This is a genomic window from Roseateles chitinivorans, assembly GCF_050632235.1.
Lineage (GTDB): Bacteria > Pseudomonadota > Gammaproteobacteria > Burkholderiales > Burkholderiaceae_C > Roseateles > Roseateles chitinivorans_A.
Window position 1 is genome coordinate 5,689,316 of sequence record NZ_CP192584.1, and the last position, 15,572, is coordinate 5,704,887.

Consider the following 15,572-nt stretch of genomic DNA (forward strand, 5'->3'; position numbering starts at 1 on the left):
AGTGTTCCTGGAAAGGGGAGATTTCACCACAGCCGGCCCGTCCCCGCGCCCCTGCGGACTTGGGCGGGCACATCGGCCGCAACATCGATGGACAGCCGGTACGGCGGCGTCCAGCCGGCCTCGCCGGCGACAGCCTTGTCAGGGTTCGCGGCACGCAGCAGTTCCGCCGGATCGACCGGCGCGCCGTTGAAGCGCGAGCCGCGATCCTCGAGGCGATCGCCCTTGAGCAGGCGCGCGATGCGCGCCGGCGCGATGCCCGGCGAGGCCTCCCAGGCGTTGTTCTCGCTCAACACCTGGGAGGCGATGCCTACCCCGATCGAGTAGCCATAGGGGTAGTCGCCGTCGGCCGTCGCGACATAGAGGTTGTTGGCCACGTGCACCTGACCGTAGCGCACGCGCGGCGTGCGCTCCTTCACCTGCTCCCAGAGGTTGTGGTGCAGCGTGACGCGCAGGTGGCCGCGATCGTCGCGATGACCGTCGCCGCCGCCGATCAGCATCGTCTTGTCGTGCCGGCGGAAGACGTTCCAGGACACGGTCACGAAGTCGGAGCGCCGGGTGATGTCGAGCAGCCCGTCGTGCCGCTGCATGCGCTGGCCCAGCGCCACCGGCTCGCGCGGATCGGGCCGCTCGCCGTCGTCGAAGGCGCAGTGATCGACCCACACCTGCGTGGCTTCGCGCAGCGAGACGGTGTCGTACTCGGAGTTCCACTCGCCGTGGCCGTTGTCGTTGGGGTCCCAGGCGGGGAAGAAGTCGTAGGCGTCGGAGAAACGCAGGTTGCGCAGGATCACCTGCGAGACCTTGTCCAGCATCAGCGAGCCGCCGTCGAAGCCGGCGTCGGGGGTGACGCCGACGATCGTCGTGTTCGACGGCACCTTCACGACGACCTGCGCGGCCTGCTTCTTCGCGGAGCGCTTGCGCGCGTCCTCGAGCGGACCCGAGGGGTCGCGGCGACCCCAGGTCGCCGGGTCGTATTGTTTGACGAAGGCGTCGACGTCGAAGGCGGGATCGCGGAAGTCGTCCATGCCCAGGCGCCGTCCCGCGGCGTCCGCGGCAAGGTCGATGCGCGCCGCGAGCGCGAGCAGCTTGGGCGTGTCGCCGAGCGCGATCGCCGCATCGAGTTCCGCCCGCGTGCGCACGACGCGGACCGCCTCGGGCGCCGCCCTCGCGCCGCCGACGGTGCCGCCGTTCATCGATGCCCAGCCGTCGCCGGGCGCGATCGCGTCGAACGCGGCAACGGGCAGCGCCACCGGCAGCGCAATGTTGCGGTACTCGGCCATGCGGTTGGCGGCGTCACCGGTGGCGCTGAACGGACGTCGCGAGGTCGATGCCGACCACGGCGCCAGATGCGGACCGAGCAGGTTGCCGCGCAACACCGCCTGGCCGTTCGGAATCGAAGGCGACGCGCGCCATTCGCCGCGCGCGATGCCGCGGTCCCAGGCACGACCCAGGCTGATGCTGGCCGGCGCCACGCCGGGCTCGGCCAGCCAGCGCGAGCCCTGGATCAGGAAGCCGCGCGTCAGCCCGTTGGGCGTGCTGGGCGCGATCACATGCCCGCCGTGGCCCGGCATGCGACGGCCGGCCCGGCTCACGATCAGGCTGTCGTCGATGACGAGCGTCGCGCCGCCGAAAATGAAGTCGACGTCGCCGCGGATCTCCGAGCGGCGCACCAGCACGCGCGCTTCGTCGGAGGCACGATTCGGCGCATGTCCGCCCGTCGATGTCGATGCGACGTTGCGCTCCGCGTAGAACGTGTCCTGATGCCCGATGAGCCGGACCTGTTCCATCAGGATGCGGTCGCCGCGCGTCATCAGCGCGACGGCCTGCGCGCCGCCGCTTTCCGCGACACCGGCCGGATAGCCCTGTCCATCGCGCACGCGGTCCATCGCATCGTTCGCGATGGTCAGGCGGGCGAGCTGGACGTCATCGCTGAACAGCATCACGCTGGCGCTTCCAGGCGTGCCATGGGTCTCGGCGTCAAGCAGCGGCATGCAGCGATGCGCGACCTCGCCTTTCGCTTTCGGCCGCGCGTTGTAGCGGCCTTCGACGATCACGACCTCGGACGGATCTCCCGCGCCGTAAAGCGCGAACGGCGCCTTGTCCTGGATGCAGAGCGGTTCGCGGTAGATGCCGGGCTTCACGAGCACGTACGCGCGCGGGGTCGACCCCGCCGCCCTTGCGGGCAGCGCATCGATCGCCGCCTGCACCGTGCGGTGCGTGCCGCTGCCGTCGGCAGCTACGACAAAGGTAGGCGTCCAAAGCGAGGGATCGAGCGGCGCCGGCTGCCAGTCGCCGAGGTAAGCGGCGACGGTCGCCGTCGCCGCCTGCGCGTCGGAGAGTTGGGGGCGATCCGGTATCGGGGCCGGCGACGCCACCGCGGCCTCGCCCGACAACCCCATGAGGACCAGACTCGCCGTCACGACTGCGCGCCGCATCCCCATCCGCCCCTGCATCACAGATCCGCCAGATACAGCGCCGGCTCGCCCTCGGCGTCGGCGCTGAAGAGGACCTGCTTCTCGTCCGGCGTGAAGGACGGATGCGGATGCGTGACCTGCCGGTTGCCCTTGTAGACGCGCCACGAGCTGTCATGCCGCGCGACGCGGCGTTCGGTGCCGGCCTTCAGGTCGAAGAGATGCAGGAAAGGATCGGTGGCGATCTGGTGGCTGCCGGTGTCGGCGACGTCGGCCGGCGAATCACAGCCGTCACCGATCAACAGCGTGCCGTCCTGGTTGCTCATCAGGTGCGAGCACGGCGGCATGCGCGTCAGCCGCTTCGATGCCAGCGTCACCGGATCGAGCGAGCAGATCCAACGGTCGCGCTGCCCCTTCAGGTAGGAGACGTAGATCATCGCGGAGCCGTCCGGCACCCAGAACTCGTGGGTGCAGCTCTCGCCCGGATCGTGGCGGCGGCCGCAGCGGACGTTGCGGCCGTCCTCGTCGATGAACCACATGCGCGCGTCGACGAGGTCATGCGGCCCTTCGTGGCAATAGGCAACGGTGTTGTCGTCGCCCGGCCGGTACTGCGGATGGCCCAGCCAGCCCTGCTGCTCGAGGATCACCTCGCGCGCGCCCGTCGCCAGGTCGATGCGGATCAGGCGGCAGCGCGGCTTCGCATGGAACATCTGGTGGAACTTCTGCCAGTCGCTGAGCGGGAACCAGTCGCTCGCCGCGATCTCGATGCCGACCATCTTCGTGCAGGCCGAATTCGCCACCCAGGTGCCGTAACCGACCCAGCCCTCGGGCACGGTGTAGACGACCTCCTCGCCCAGATCCCGCATGGACAGGCGGATCAGCTGCCGCTCGGCGCGGACGAAGTAGAGGTGCCTGTCGTCGGGACTGAGGAAACCGCCGAAGGTGTTCTCGCCGGGCTGGTCGGTGAGCTGGGTCGCGACCTGCGTCTTGAGGTCGAGCAGGTGGTAGTTCCAGCTCGTGCCCGGCCCGAACTCGGCGCCGAAGATCAGCTTCGCGCCGTCGTTGGTGAAGCACTTCTGATAGAAGTAGTTGCGATGGCAGGTCACGTCGGTGGGCGTCAGCCGCGTGACGCGCGCGCCGGTGTCCGGATCCTCGCGGGTGGCGAAATGGAGCTGTCGTTCGTTGGCTTTCATGATGGCTTTCACTTGATCCGTTGCAGCAGGGCCTGGCCTTCCGTGACAAGGCGGCGCGCGGCATCGACATCGCTGGTCTTGTTGTACGCGACGGTCTCGAAGACCTCGCGCATGAACTTGTGCAACCGCGCGTGCTCGAACAGCGGCGCGGGACGCTTGAGCCGGCCCGACTCGCGCTGCACCTTGATCTGCTCGTGCGCGGCGACTTCGAGCGGCGGCAGCTTGCCCGCCGCCTTCAACTGCTCGTAGGGGCCGCGCGCCGAAGGCAGTCCACGCGTGCGGCCCAGCAGCGCCGCAGCCTCCGGATCGGTCAGCAGGAAGTTGACGAGCTTGGCCGCCATCTCCGCGCGGCCGTTCTTCTCCGCATGGCGACTGACCGCGTACATCACGGTGGGACGTCCGAACATGCCGCTGTCGAGCGCGCCGGGCAGCGTCGGGAACTCGCCGAGCACCAGCTTCTGCTGCTTGTCCAGCGTGGACGCGCGCAACGCGATGACCGAGTCCCAGGTGTAGTTGCCGGCCCAGCGGCCGACGACCCAGTCGGGCTGCTGCTCCGTCGGCTTCTCCGCGCCGCCCAGGCTCGCGCGCAGCGGCAGCGGCGTGGCGACGTGGTCGGTGACCAGGCGCTTGTAGGTGCGCACCCAGTCGAGCGCCGCGGCCTCGTTCATCGCCACGCGCGGCTGCGCGGGATCGACGTAGGCCGTGCCGTGCCTCTGCTGCACCCAGGCCTGCGAGAGCAGCATCATGTCGTAGAGCTCGCCGTCGAGCGGATAGGCGTCCTCGCCGAGGATCCGACGGAACGCCGGTCCCGTGGCGAAGAGTTCGTCCCAGGTGGTCGGCAGCGCGAGGCCGGCGCGCTCGAACGCTGCCTGGTTCCACAACATCACCCGCGCGCTGAAGGAGACCGGCAGCGCGTTCAGCTTGCCGGCCACGTCGCCATAGGCGAGGTCGTCGCGATCGAACTGCGCGAGGTCCAGCAGACGCCCGAACCGGTTCAGGTCCGCGAAGCCGTTGCCCCGCTTGCTGAACATCGCCATCCACGCCCAGTTGATCTGCATCACCTCGGGCTCCGAGCCGCCGGCGATCTGCGTCGTCAGCCGCTCCAGGTAGCCGTTGAAGCCCATGTACTCGGCCTTCACGCGCACGCCGTGGCGGCGCTCGAAGAGCGCGAGCGCCTTCAGCGTCGCCTCGTGCCGGCCGGCGCCGCCCCACCAGGCGAAGCGCAGCACGGTGGGCTTGTCCTGCGCGCGCAGGCCCGAGGCGGTCAGCGCCGCCGTCACGCCCGCGGTCGCGGCCACCGCGGCCGATCCCGCGGCGATGCCCAGCAGCTGTCGTCGCGGCAGGCTCATGCGTAGGTCCCGGAGGTCGAGGTCGACGCCGCTGTCGACGAGGTCGAGGATGAGGATGAAGCCGGCATCGTCAGGAGATTCAGCCCACTCGTCGCATCGAACAGGTGGCACGCTGACATCTGCAGATGCAGCGTCAAGGCGTCGCCACGCGCGAGGCCTTGCAACGCCACCGCCTGCTCGGCCGGGATGCGCGCGGAGATCGGCAGCGGCCCGAGGTCCGCATGCAGATAGACCTCCGAGCCCATGTGCTCGGTGAAGCGCACCCGCGCGCCGACCGGCACGCTGTCGCCCTGCGCGCGCGGCGCGAGGCCGATGTGCTCGGGCCGCAGGCCGAAGGTCAGCGCGCCGTCCGCCAGACGCGGCAGTGACGTGACGCTCGCCGTCTTCTCCGCGGGCAGCGGCAGCCTCGCGCCGCCGACCTCGACGGCCAGGCCGTTGTCGGTCGCGAGCAGCCGCGCCGCCAGCAGGTTCATCTCCGGCGAGCCGATGAAACCCGCCACGAAGGAATTCGCCGGCCGGTCGTACAGCGCCGTCGGCGTGTCGACCTGCTGGATCACGCCATCCTTGAGCACGCAGATACGCTCGCCCATCGTCATCGCCTCGACCTGGTCGTGGGTGACGTAAACGGTGGTCGCCGGCTGGCGGCTCTCGCGCAGCGTGCGGTGCAGCTCGGTGAGCCGCACGCGCATCGCGGCGCGCAGCTTGGCGTCGAGGTTGGACAAAGGCTCGTCGAAGAGGAACACGTCCGGCTTCTTCACGATCGCCCGGCCCACCGCGACGCGCTGCGCCTGGCCGCCGGACAGCTGCTTCGGGTAGCGGTCGAGCAGATGCTCCATCTCCAGCAGGCCCGCGGCGTGGCGCACGCGCTGGTCCAGCTCCGCCTTGGGCGTACCGGCCAGCTTGAGGCCGAAAGCCAGGTTGTCGTAGACCTTCATGTGCGGGTACAGCGCGTAGTTCTGGAAGACCATCGCGATGCCGCGCTGCTTGGGCGGCAGCGCGTTGACCGCGCGGTCGCCGATGCGCAGCTCGCCGCCGGTGATGCTCTCCAGCCCCGCGATCATCCGCAGCAGCGTCGACTTCGCGCAGCCCGACGGGCCGACGAACACCATGAACTCGCCGTCCCGCACTTCCAGGTCCACCCCGTGCACGGCCTTGAAGCCGTTGGGGTACACCTTCTCGATCTTGTTGAGGCTCAGTCTTGCCACGTCGTGTCTCCGGGTTCTCTTCTTGTGTCGTCGTGTCTGCGCTGGCGATGCGGGCGCGGGGTCAGCCCTTGACGCCGCTGGACGTCGCGCCTTCGATGAAGTGCTTCTGCGCCGCGAAGAACACCGCCACCGAGGGGATCAGCGCCACCACCGAGATCGCGATGACGTTGGCCCACTCGACCTCCTCGGTCGCGCCGATGCTCATCTTCAGCGCGAGGGAGACCGGGTACTTCTCGACCGACGCGAGGTAGATCAACGGGCCCATGAAGTCGTTCATCGTCCAGATGAACTGGAAGACGACCACGGAAATGATGGCTGGCTTGAGCAGCGGCACGATGATGTGCCAGAGCAGCTGCAGCGAATTGCAGCCGTCGATCTGCGCGGCCTCTTCCATGTCGCGCGGGATGCCGCGCAGGAACTGCACCAGCATGAACACGAAGAAGGTGTCCGTGGCGAAGGCCGAGGGCACGATCAGCGGCAGGTAGGAGTCCAGCCAGCCGATCTCGCGGAACACCAGGTACTGCGGCAGCCGCAACACGATCAGCGGCAGCATCATCGTGGCGATCATGATGCTGAAGAGCAGCTTGCGGCCCCAGAACTCGAAACGCGCAAAGGCGTAGGCCACCAGCACGCAGGAGATCACGGTGACGATGATGCGCGGGATGGTGATCAGGAAGCTGTTGAGGAAGTAGGTCGCGAAGGTGTACTCGGTGCTGGTCTTCCAGCCCTTGGCGTAGGCGCTGAAGTCGAGGCGGTCCGGGAGGAAACCGGCGGAGCTGAAGATCTCGGCGTTGCTCTTGAAGGAGGCGCCGATCAGCCAGAGCAGCGGGTAGAGCATCACGATCGCCACCGCGCCGAGCGCGAGGTAGCGCAGCGTGCGATTGCCGCGGTCGCGGCCGAGGATGAGGGCGGGTGCAGTGCCACCACCGCTGCCCTCACCCCCGCCCTCTCCCGCAAGCGGGAGAGGGAGTTGGGAAGACCGAGGCGTGTGGCCGTTCGCGCGCACAGGGATGGGTTCGGGCGGGCGGCTCATCGCTTGGTCTCCTTCTCGCCGGAGTAGAAGACCCAGTACTTCGAGCTCCAGAAGGACAGCGCCGCGAGGCCGCCGACCAGCGCGAACAGCACCCACGACAGCGCCGCGCCGTAGCCCAGGTTGAAGAAGCGGAAGCTCTGGTCGTAGATGTAGAGCGCCAGCACGTAGGTCGAGTGCAGCGGGCCGCCTTCGGTGATCATGTACGGGCCGTTGAACTCCTGGAACGCGTGCACCATCTGCATGATCACGTTGAAGAAGATCACCGGCGTGATCAACGGCACCGTGATCTTCCAGAACTGCTGCATCTTGCTGGCGCCATCGCACTCCGCGGCCTCGTAGAGCGAGATCGACACGTTCTGCAGCGCCGCCAGGAAGATCACCATCGCCGAGCCGAACTGCCAGGTGAAGAGCAGCACGATGGTCCACATCGAGTAGTGCTCGTCGGCCAGCCACGCGATCGGCTCGATCCCGAGCTTCATCAGCACCAGATTGACCAGGCCGTTGCGCGCGAAGACGAAACGCCACAGCACCGCCACCGCGATCGAGCCGCCCAGGATGGACGGGATGTAGAACGCGGCGCGGAAGAAGTTGATGCCGCGCAGCTTGAAGTTCAGCACATGCGCGATGAACAGCGCGAAGCCCACGCGCAGCGGCACCGCGAGCAGCGCGAAGAGCAGCGTCACGCCCAGCGACTTGCGGAACAGCGGATCCGCGGTCGCGAGCTCTTCATAGTTCCGCAGCCCGACGAAGGTCGGCGGATCGATCAGGTCGTACTGCGTGAAGCTGAGCGCGAAGCTCATCACGAAGGGGAAAAGCTTGAACAGCAGCACGCCCAGCACGAATGGCAGGACGAACAGAAACCCAAGCCTCTTGTTCTCGTACATCGATCCCCCGTTGTCTCGTCGGTGGCCGATCATGGAAGCCGCGCGCGTGGTGTCTTCATCCAGCGGAACCCATGGACCGGCTTTGCCGGATCGTCGGGTTCGCCCCCTTGAGGGGCGCGCGCAGCGCGTAGGGGTGGGCCCGGCTACCGAGCTAGCCAGCCGCCGTCCACAGCGACGGTGTAGCCGTTGACGTAATCCGAGGCCTTGGATGCGAGGAACACGACGGGACCGGCGAGGTCGTCCGGACTGCCCCAACGCCCTGCCGGAATGCGATCGAGGATCGCGGCGTTGCGCGTCTCGTCCTGGCGCAGCGCGGCGGTGTTGTTGGTGGCCATGTAGCCGGGCGCGATCGCGTTGACGTTGATGCCGTGCGAGGCCCATTCGTTGGCCATCAGCCGGGTGATGCCCATCACGCCGCTCTTGCTGGCGGTGTACGACGGCACCCGCACGCCGCCCTGGAAGGACAGCATCGAGGCGACGTTGATGATCTTGCCGCCGCCCCCTGTGCCAGGTATTGCCGGGCCACCGCCTGCGAGAAGAAGAACACCGTCTTCAGGTTGAGGTCGACGACGTCGTCCCAGTCCTTCTCGCTGAAGCGGATCGCGTCCTCGCGGCGGATGATGCCGGCGTTGTTGACCAGGATGTCGACGCGGCCGGTCAGCGACTTGGCCTCGGCGACGAGACCCTCGATGCAGCTGATGTCGCCGAGGTTGGCGCGCAGGTCGAGGAAGCGGCGCCCCAGCCGTTCGACCTCGGTGCGCGTCTCCGCCGGGTCGGACACGTTGACGCCGACGATGTGGGCGCCGGCCTGCGCCAGCGCGACCGCCATCCCCTGCCCCAGGCCGGTGTTGCAGCCCGAGACGATGGCCACGCGGCCGTCGAGTTGGAAGTTGTCCAGGATCATGTCTGTCGTTCCCTTGGTGTCCGTGACGCAGTCCGGCGCGCTCAGCGCAGCGTCGTCATCGGCACGTGGTCCATGTCCTTGAATACCTGGTTCTCGCCCACCATGCCCCAGATGAAGGTGTAGGCCTGCGTGCCGACGCCGGAGTGGATGGACCAGCTCGGGCTGATGACCGCCTGCTCGTTGCGCACGACCAGGTGGCGGGTCTGCGTGGGCTCGCCCAGCATGTGGAAGACCACCGCGTCCGACTTCATGTCGAAGTAGAAGTACACCTCCATGCGGCGGTCGTGCTGGTGGCAGGGCATCGTGTTCCAGAGGCTGCCCGGCTCGAGCTGCGTCATGCCCATCAGCAGCTGGCAGGTCGGCAGCACGTCGGGCACCAGGAACTTGTGGATGGTGCGGCGGTTGCTGGTCTCGGGCGAGCCCAGCGTCTCCGGCGAGGCCTCGGCCAGCGTGACCTTGCGCGTCGGGTAGGCGGTGTGCGCCGGCGCGCAGTTGAAGTACAGCTTGGCGGGATTCGCGGCGTCGACGCTCTTGAACTCGACGATCTTCGCGCCCTGCCCGATGTAGAGCGCCTCGCGCGGGCCGACGTCGTACTGTGTGTCGTCGACGAAGACGCGCGCCGCGCCACCGATGTTGATCAGGCCCAGCTCGCGCCGCTGCAGGAAGTAATCGGTGCCGGTGTGCTTGCCCAGCTCCGCGGAGAAGGTCACCGGCTTGGTCACCGGCATGATGCCGCCCACGATTATCCGGTCGATCTGGCTGTAGGTCAGCGTCGCCTCGTCGGGCTTGAACATGTCGTCGACCAGGAACTGGCGGCGCAGGCCTTCGGTGTCCAGCGTGCGGGCGTGTTCACTGTGGATGGGTTGGCGGATTTCCATGTCGTCTCCTGGCGGTTCCTGTGGCTTCACGAGCTCTGATGGGATCGCAGCGTACGGGTCTGCGGACTTTCCCGGAACTATGGTTTCCATCTAGTGAACCACTGTTTCATTTTTATCCGACATCGCTATAGTTGCTCGCAACGACGGCCGAGAACCGTCCTGAATCCAGGAGACATCCCCGATGAGCAGCCCGTACTTCCTGAACGACGACCAGCCGTGGACCGAGCTCGGTGACGGCATCCGCCGCAAGATCGTCGGCCACACGCCGGAGCTGATGTCGGTGCTGGTGCAGTTCGACCAGGGCGCCATCGGCACCCCGCATGCGCACGATGCGCATGACCAGATCGCGTTCGTGATCAGCGGCTCGTTCGAATGCGACGTCGGCGGCGTGAAGCGCGTGCTCAAGCCGGGCGACGCCTTCGTCGCGCCGCGGCTGACGACGCACGGCGTCGTCGCGCTGGAGGCCGGCAGCACGCTGCTGGACCAGTTCTCGCCACGGCGCGAGGACTACCTCTAGGCACCTGCGGCGCCGGCCGCTGAGCCGTTCCGGCTGTACCAGCAGTTCCCCAGGGTCCGCGCACGGCGCGGATCGCATCCGCAGTACCGAGGTGGCGATCGCACTGCAGCGATGGCCGCTCCCGACCTGCCGGCGCCCTGCGCGCGCCTGCGACCGACCGATGCCGCGAGAGCGACGGGCCACGATCCCGCGCCCGCGGACGCAGAAGAACCTTGGAGACAACGTCATGCCCCACCGTATTGGGACTCGCCTCGGGACGTCCACGTCCAACCGCCCGCGTCGGGCATCACGGGCCGTGCCCGTGGCGTCGACCCCTCGGCTGACCCGCCTCGCCGCCTGCCTGCTGGGCACCGCAACGCTGTCGTTGCCGGCCTGGAGCCAGGAGCAGGCCGCCCCCGCGCCGGCCACCGCCGCTTCTGCCGCTGCCGCCGCGCCGGCGCCCGCGCCGTCAGGCCCCGCCGCCGACAAGTCGCTGGACACCGTGGTGGTCACCGGCATCCGCGCCTCGCTGGAGAGCGCGCTGAACGCCAAGCGCCAGGACAAGGGCATCGTCGACGTGATCAAGGCGGAGGACATCGCCAAGTTCCCCGACACCAACCTGGCCGAATCGCTGCAGCGCATCCCGGGCGTCGTGATCGACCGCGACGCCGGCGAAGGCCGCAACATCACCGTGCGCGGCCTGGGCGCGGACTTCACGCGCGTGCGCATCAACGGCATCGAGGCGCTCGCCACGACCGGCGGCACCGACAGCTCCGGCGGCGCGAACCGCTCGCGCGGCTTCGACTTCAACGTCTTCGCCGCCGAGCTCTTCAACACGATCACCGTGCGCAAGAGCAGCTCGGCCGAAGTGGACGAAGGCTCCCTCGGCGCGACGGTGGACCTGCAGGCCGCGCGTCCCTTCGACTTCAACAAGCGCGTCATCGCCGCCTCGGTGAAGGGCCGCTACAACGACCTGGCGCGCGAGACCGATCCGCGCGCGGCCTTCCTGTTGAGCGACGTGTTCCTCGACAAGAAGCTCGGCGTGCTGGTCTCGGGCGCGTACTCGAAGCGCCGCCTCTTCGAGGAAGGCTTCTCGACGGTGCGCTGGGACAACGGGCCCTCCTCCGGCGGCTGGTGCTCGCCGCAAGGCGTGACCCCGGCGAATCCGACGACCACCGCCGCCAACTGCGGACCGGCCGCACAGGGCGTGCCGCGCCTGCCCGCTTCCGCCGGGGCGACCGCGGCCTACAACGCGGCCAGCAGCGCCGACAACTTCCACCCGCGCCTGCCGCGCTACGGCCGGCTCTCGCATGACCAGGACCGGCTGGGCCTGACCGGCTCGATCCAGTTCCGGCCGACGGACCGCACGCTGCTGACCTTCGACATGCTGTACTCGAAGCTCGACGCGACGCGGCGCGAGGACTTCCTCGAGGCGATCTCCTTCAGCCGCACGGCGAGCCAGGGCGGCAAGCCGCAGACCAGCGTGGTCGAGGCGCAGTACGCGCCCAACGGCGCGCTCCAGTACGGCGTGTTCAACGGCGTCGACATCCGCGCCGAGTCGCGTTACGACGAGCTCTCGACCACCTTCAAGCAGCCCAGCCTGACGCTGGAGCAGGACCTCACCGACCACCTCAAGCTCAACGCGAAGGTGGGCCGGGCCGACTCCAAGTTCCGCAACCCGGTGCAGACGACGGTCACGCTGGACGCGCTGAACGTCAACGGCTACACGCTGGACTTCCGCAACAACGACCGGCTGCCGGTGATCAAGTACCCCTTCGATCCGACGGCGCAGAACGGCGCGCTGCAGATCGTCGGCGTGCCGCAGGTCACCACGGGCACGCAGCCGACGACAGTCACCAACACGACCACCAGCGAGATCCGCATCCGGCCGCAAGGCGCCAACAACGTCAACGACATCGGGCATCTGGACCTGGCGTGGGAAGTGATGCCGGACACGCTGACGCTGAAGGCCGGCTTCGACTACAAGAAGTACAGCTTCGACACCTACGAATTCCGCCGCATCAACCAGAACGACACGATCTTCTCGCCGGCGGCGGGATCGGGCGTGCTGACGAAGATGCTGACCGGCTTCGGTCGCGGGCTCAGCCTGCCGGAGGGCACGCCGACCTCGTGGGTCATCCCCGACCTCAACGCGATCGCCGCGGCCTACGACATCTACTGCAACTGCATCAAGAGCGGTCCCGCCGGCGGCCCGGGCGACTACACGCTGTCCTCGACCACCAACGGCAACGCGCGCGGCAACAACCGCGCGGTGGTCGAGAAGGACCGCGGCGGCTTCGTCCAGGCGGACTTCGAGGGGCGCCTGCTCGGCCTGCGCATGCAGGGCAACGTCGGCGTGCGCTACGTCGTCACCGAGCAGGACGCCACCGGCTACCTGGCCACCGGCGGCGGCACCGAGGTCGTGATCGGGCAGAAGTACAAGGACTGGCTGCCGGCGCTGAACCTCTCGGCCAACCTGACCAAGGACCTGATCGCGCGCTTCGCCGCGGCCAAGGTGATGGCGCGTCCGCAACTCGGCAACCTGAACCCGGGCGGCACCATCAGCACGACGGGCACGCTGTCGATCACCACCGGCAACCCGTACCTGAAGCCCTTCCGCGCGAAGACCTTCGACGGCAGCCTGGAGTGGTACTTCGGCCGCAACGCCTTCATCGGCGTGGGCCTGTTCCAGAAGAACATCGACACCTACATCCAGAGCCTGCGCACCAACGCGCCGTACAACCAGACGGGGCTGCCGATGTCGCTGCTGCCGTCCAACTTCACCGGCGAGGAGGTGTTCCAGCTCACGACGCCGATCAACACCCCCGGGGGCAAGCTGCGCGGCATCGAGCTGAACTACCAGCAGCCGTTCACCTTCCTGCCCAGCTGGGGCAAGAACTTCGGCACGGTGCTCAACTACACCTACGTGAAGTCCAAGATCACCTACCTGATCTCGCCGACCAGCAACACCACCATCACCGACGACCTGCTCAACATGTCGCCGAAGTCGTGGAACGCCACGCTGTACTACGACGACAACACCTTCAGCGCGCGGGTGTCGGCGTCCAAGCGGTCGTCGTTCCTCACGCGCGTGCCGGGACAGAACAACAACGACGTCGAAGGGAAGAACGCCACGCTCAATGTGGACGCGTCCATCTCCTACAAGGTCAACGACCACCTCACCATCACCCTGGAAGGCGTCAACCTGACCAACGAGGCGAACGACCAGTTCATCTCCAGGGCCCGCAACAGCCCGGTCGTCTATCACGTGACGGGACGGGAATACCTCTTGGGAGCAAGCTACAAGTTCTGAGTTTGCTTGCTTGACGGCAAGGGGTCGGGCGGTGACGCTCGACCCCATTTCCTTTCGCAGCGCCGGGCAGGTTCAGCGAACGACTGCGTGAGGATGAGCGCCGACTCTCCACGGGGCATGGGGCCTCCCTCCGGGAACCCCAAGCCCCATTCCGGTCGCATCACCACGGAGAACTCATGAAGACATCATGGCTCGCAGCGCTGGTCCTTGTGGCCGGCGCCGCGCATGCGCAGGAGACGGCATCGTCGTTGCGCGTCATCCTCGTCGGCGATTCGACGATGGCCAGGAAGAGCGGCTATGGCGACGCGCTCTGCGCACGCTTCAAGCCGGAGGTCACCTGCCTCAACCTCGCCAAGGGGGCGCAGCACGAAGAGCTTCCGCGCCGAAGGCCTCTGGGGTCAGATCATGACGTTGCTGCGCGATCGGCCCGCGGGCCAGGCCGACGTCGTGCTGATGCAGTTCGGCCACAACGACCAGCCCGGCAAGCCGGGCCGGTCCACCGACCTGCAGACGGAGTTCCCCGTCAACCTGGCCGGCTACATCGACGACGTCGCGCCGACCGGCGCGCGGCTGGTGATGATCACGCCGCTCACGCGCCGCAGCTTCGACGCGCAGGGCCAGCTCGAGAACACCCTGCGCCCCTGGACCGACGCGACGATCCGCGTCAGCGCAGAGCACCGGGTCCCGTTGCTCGACCTGAACGCGATCAGTCACGCGGCCGTCCAGGCCATGGGCGAAACCGAGGCCGACACGCTGGCGATGGCGCCCAAGCCCATCGACGCCCCTGCGCAGGCCGCGTCCGCGCCCGATCGCGCGGGCGCCTCGAACCCCGTGTTCGACCGCACGCACCTCGGTGCCAAGGGCGCACAGGTGTTCTCGGCGATGGTCGCCGGGCAACTGGTCGTGGTGATGCCCGAGCTCAAGCGCTGGATGCGCTGAGCAGAGGTCAGAGCAGGTCCGCCATGGCCTCGGCGGGAATGATCGCGCCGGGATATCCGATCACGCGTGATGCGACTCGATTGCCATGCGTCGCCGCACTGACGGCATCGTGTCCCGAGAGCCGACGCGCCAGGTAGCCGCCGGCGAACGAATCTCCCGCCGCGGTGGTATCGACGACGCGCTCGACCCATTGCGTCGGCGCTTCGAGCCAACGTCCGTGTCCATCGACGGCACGCACGAGCGTCGATGACGCGCCGCGTTTGATCAGCACCTCGGGCGCCGCCAAGGCTTTCGCATGCGCGATGGCCGCGTCGAGGTCCGGCAGGTCCATCAGCGCCTGATGGTCGTCCGCCGTCACGAGCGCGATCGTGGCGAGCGAGAACGCCCGCTCGAACTCGACACGCGCCGCTTGGCGGTCCACCCACAAGCGAGGCCGGTAGTTGTTGTCGAAGACGACGTGGGCGCCGCGCTCGCGCATCGCGGCCATGAGCGCATAGAGGCGCTCACGCCCGGCGGGCGGCAGGATCGCGAGCGTGATGCCGCTGAGATAAAGCGCGTCGAACCCACCCGCATGCGCCTCCAGCGGCGTGCGCTCGACATCGAAGTACGCCTTCGCCGCCGCGGTGTCACGCCAGTAGTGGAAGCTGCGCTCGCCACGGCCATCGACCTCGATCATGTACAGCCCGGGCATGCGCCCCGGGAGCCGCCTCACCAGGCGCGTATCGATGCCCTGCTCTCGCCACCGTTCAAGCAGGCCGCTGCTGAGACCGTCCTCGCCGACAGCGGTGGCATACGCCACCTCCAGCCCCGCCGCCGCGCCGCAACGACGCAGATAGACGGCGGTGTTGAAGGTATCGCCGCCGTAGCCCAGCGTCATCGCGCCGAAGGCCTCGCCCTTGAGCTCCAGCATGCATTCGCCGATCACGGCCACGCGCTTGGTCATCGGAATCCTCTTCGTTTCTCAGTTTTG

General features: G+C 68.0%; 11 protein-coding genes and 1 pseudogene. 3 read left to right on the forward strand and 9 right to left on the reverse strand.

The annotated features are described in order from the left end of the window. Nucleotides 1-23 precede the first annotated feature (23 nt). The 8 genes and pseudogenes from ACQ859_RS25950 to kduI all read right to left on the reverse strand — a co-directional run bounded on the left by ACQ859_RS25950 (nucleotide 24) and on the right by kduI (nucleotide 9,854). Nucleotides 24-2,432 (reverse strand): pectinesterase family protein, encoded by a 2,409-nt coding sequence (locus ACQ859_RS25950; RefSeq protein ID WP_431263381.1) that lies wholly within the window; start codon nucleotides 2,430-2,432, stop codon nucleotides 24-26. Nucleotides 2,433-2,449: 17 nt separating this feature from the next. After that, complete coding sequence (locus ACQ859_RS25955; RefSeq protein ID WP_431263382.1) at nucleotides 2,450-3,601, reverse strand: oligogalacturonate lyase family protein; 1,152 nt, start codon at nucleotides 3,599-3,601, stop codon at nucleotides 2,450-2,452. An 8-nt stretch (nucleotides 3,602-3,609) separates the two neighbouring features. Continuing rightward, nucleotides 3,610-4,950 carry an ABC transporter substrate-binding protein gene (locus tag ACQ859_RS25960; protein ID WP_431263383.1) on the reverse strand — a complete coding sequence of 447 codons (1,341 nt, stop codon included), beginning with the start codon at nucleotides 4,948-4,950 and terminating at the stop codon, nucleotides 3,610-3,612. Further along, nucleotides 4,947-6,155: an ABC transporter ATP-binding protein gene (locus ACQ859_RS25965; protein WP_431263384.1), complete on the reverse strand. Its 1,209-nt coding sequence runs from the start codon at nucleotides 6,153-6,155 to the stop codon at nucleotides 4,947-4,949. The genes ACQ859_RS25960 and ACQ859_RS25965 overlap by 4 nt, the downstream gene beginning before the upstream one ends. Before the next feature lie 61 nt (nucleotides 6,156-6,216). Next, the gene (locus ACQ859_RS25970; protein WP_431263385.1) at nucleotides 6,217-7,188 is read right to left on the reverse strand and encodes a carbohydrate ABC transporter permease; all 972 of its coding nucleotides are present in this window, start codon (nucleotides 7,186-7,188) and stop codon (nucleotides 6,217-6,219) included. Then, nucleotides 7,185-8,072 (reverse strand): carbohydrate ABC transporter permease, encoded by an 888-nt coding sequence (locus ACQ859_RS25975; RefSeq protein WP_331615873.1) that lies wholly within the window; start codon nucleotides 8,070-8,072, stop codon nucleotides 7,185-7,187. The genes ACQ859_RS25970 and ACQ859_RS25975 overlap by 4 nt, the downstream gene beginning before the upstream one ends. Before the next feature lie 143 nt (nucleotides 8,073-8,215). Beyond that, nucleotides 8,216-8,976, reverse strand: a pseudogene (gene kduD / locus ACQ859_RS25980) (2-dehydro-3-deoxy-D-gluconate 5-dehydrogenase KduD). 41 nt (nucleotides 8,977-9,017) lie between these two features. Continuing rightward, nucleotides 9,018-9,854 (reverse strand): 5-dehydro-4-deoxy-D-glucuronate isomerase, encoded by an 837-nt coding sequence (kduI, locus tag ACQ859_RS25985; protein ID WP_431263386.1) that lies wholly within the window; start codon nucleotides 9,852-9,854, stop codon nucleotides 9,018-9,020. A 181-nt stretch (nucleotides 9,855-10,035) separates the two neighbouring features. Between kduI and ACQ859_RS25990 the strand changes: the two genes are divergently transcribed. The 3 genes from ACQ859_RS25990 (at nucleotide 10,036) to ACQ859_RS26000 (ending at nucleotide 14,602) form a co-directional block, all read left to right on the forward strand. After that, a complete protein-coding gene (locus ACQ859_RS25990; protein WP_067276481.1) occupies nucleotides 10,036-10,371 on the forward strand; it encodes a cupin domain-containing protein in 336 nt (111 codons plus the stop codon). 301 nt (nucleotides 10,372-10,672) lie between these two features. Continuing rightward, nucleotides 10,673-13,663: a TonB-dependent receptor gene (locus ACQ859_RS25995; protein WP_431263387.1), complete on the forward strand. Its 2,991-nt coding sequence runs from the start codon at nucleotides 10,673-10,675 to the stop codon at nucleotides 13,661-13,663. A gap of 405 nt (nucleotides 13,664-14,068) precedes the next feature. After that, complete coding sequence (locus ACQ859_RS26000) at nucleotides 14,069-14,602, forward strand: hypothetical protein (RefSeq protein WP_431263388.1); 534 nt, start codon at nucleotides 14,069-14,071, stop codon at nucleotides 14,600-14,602. 7 nt (nucleotides 14,603-14,609) lie between these two features. On the opposite strand, the gene ACQ859_RS26005 is transcribed toward ACQ859_RS26000, so the two are convergent. Continuing rightward, the gene (locus ACQ859_RS26005; RefSeq protein WP_431263389.1) at nucleotides 14,610-15,545 is read right to left on the reverse strand and encodes a sugar kinase; all 936 of its coding nucleotides are present in this window, start codon (nucleotides 15,543-15,545) and stop codon (nucleotides 14,610-14,612) included. Nucleotides 15,546-15,572: the final 27 nt, after the last annotated feature.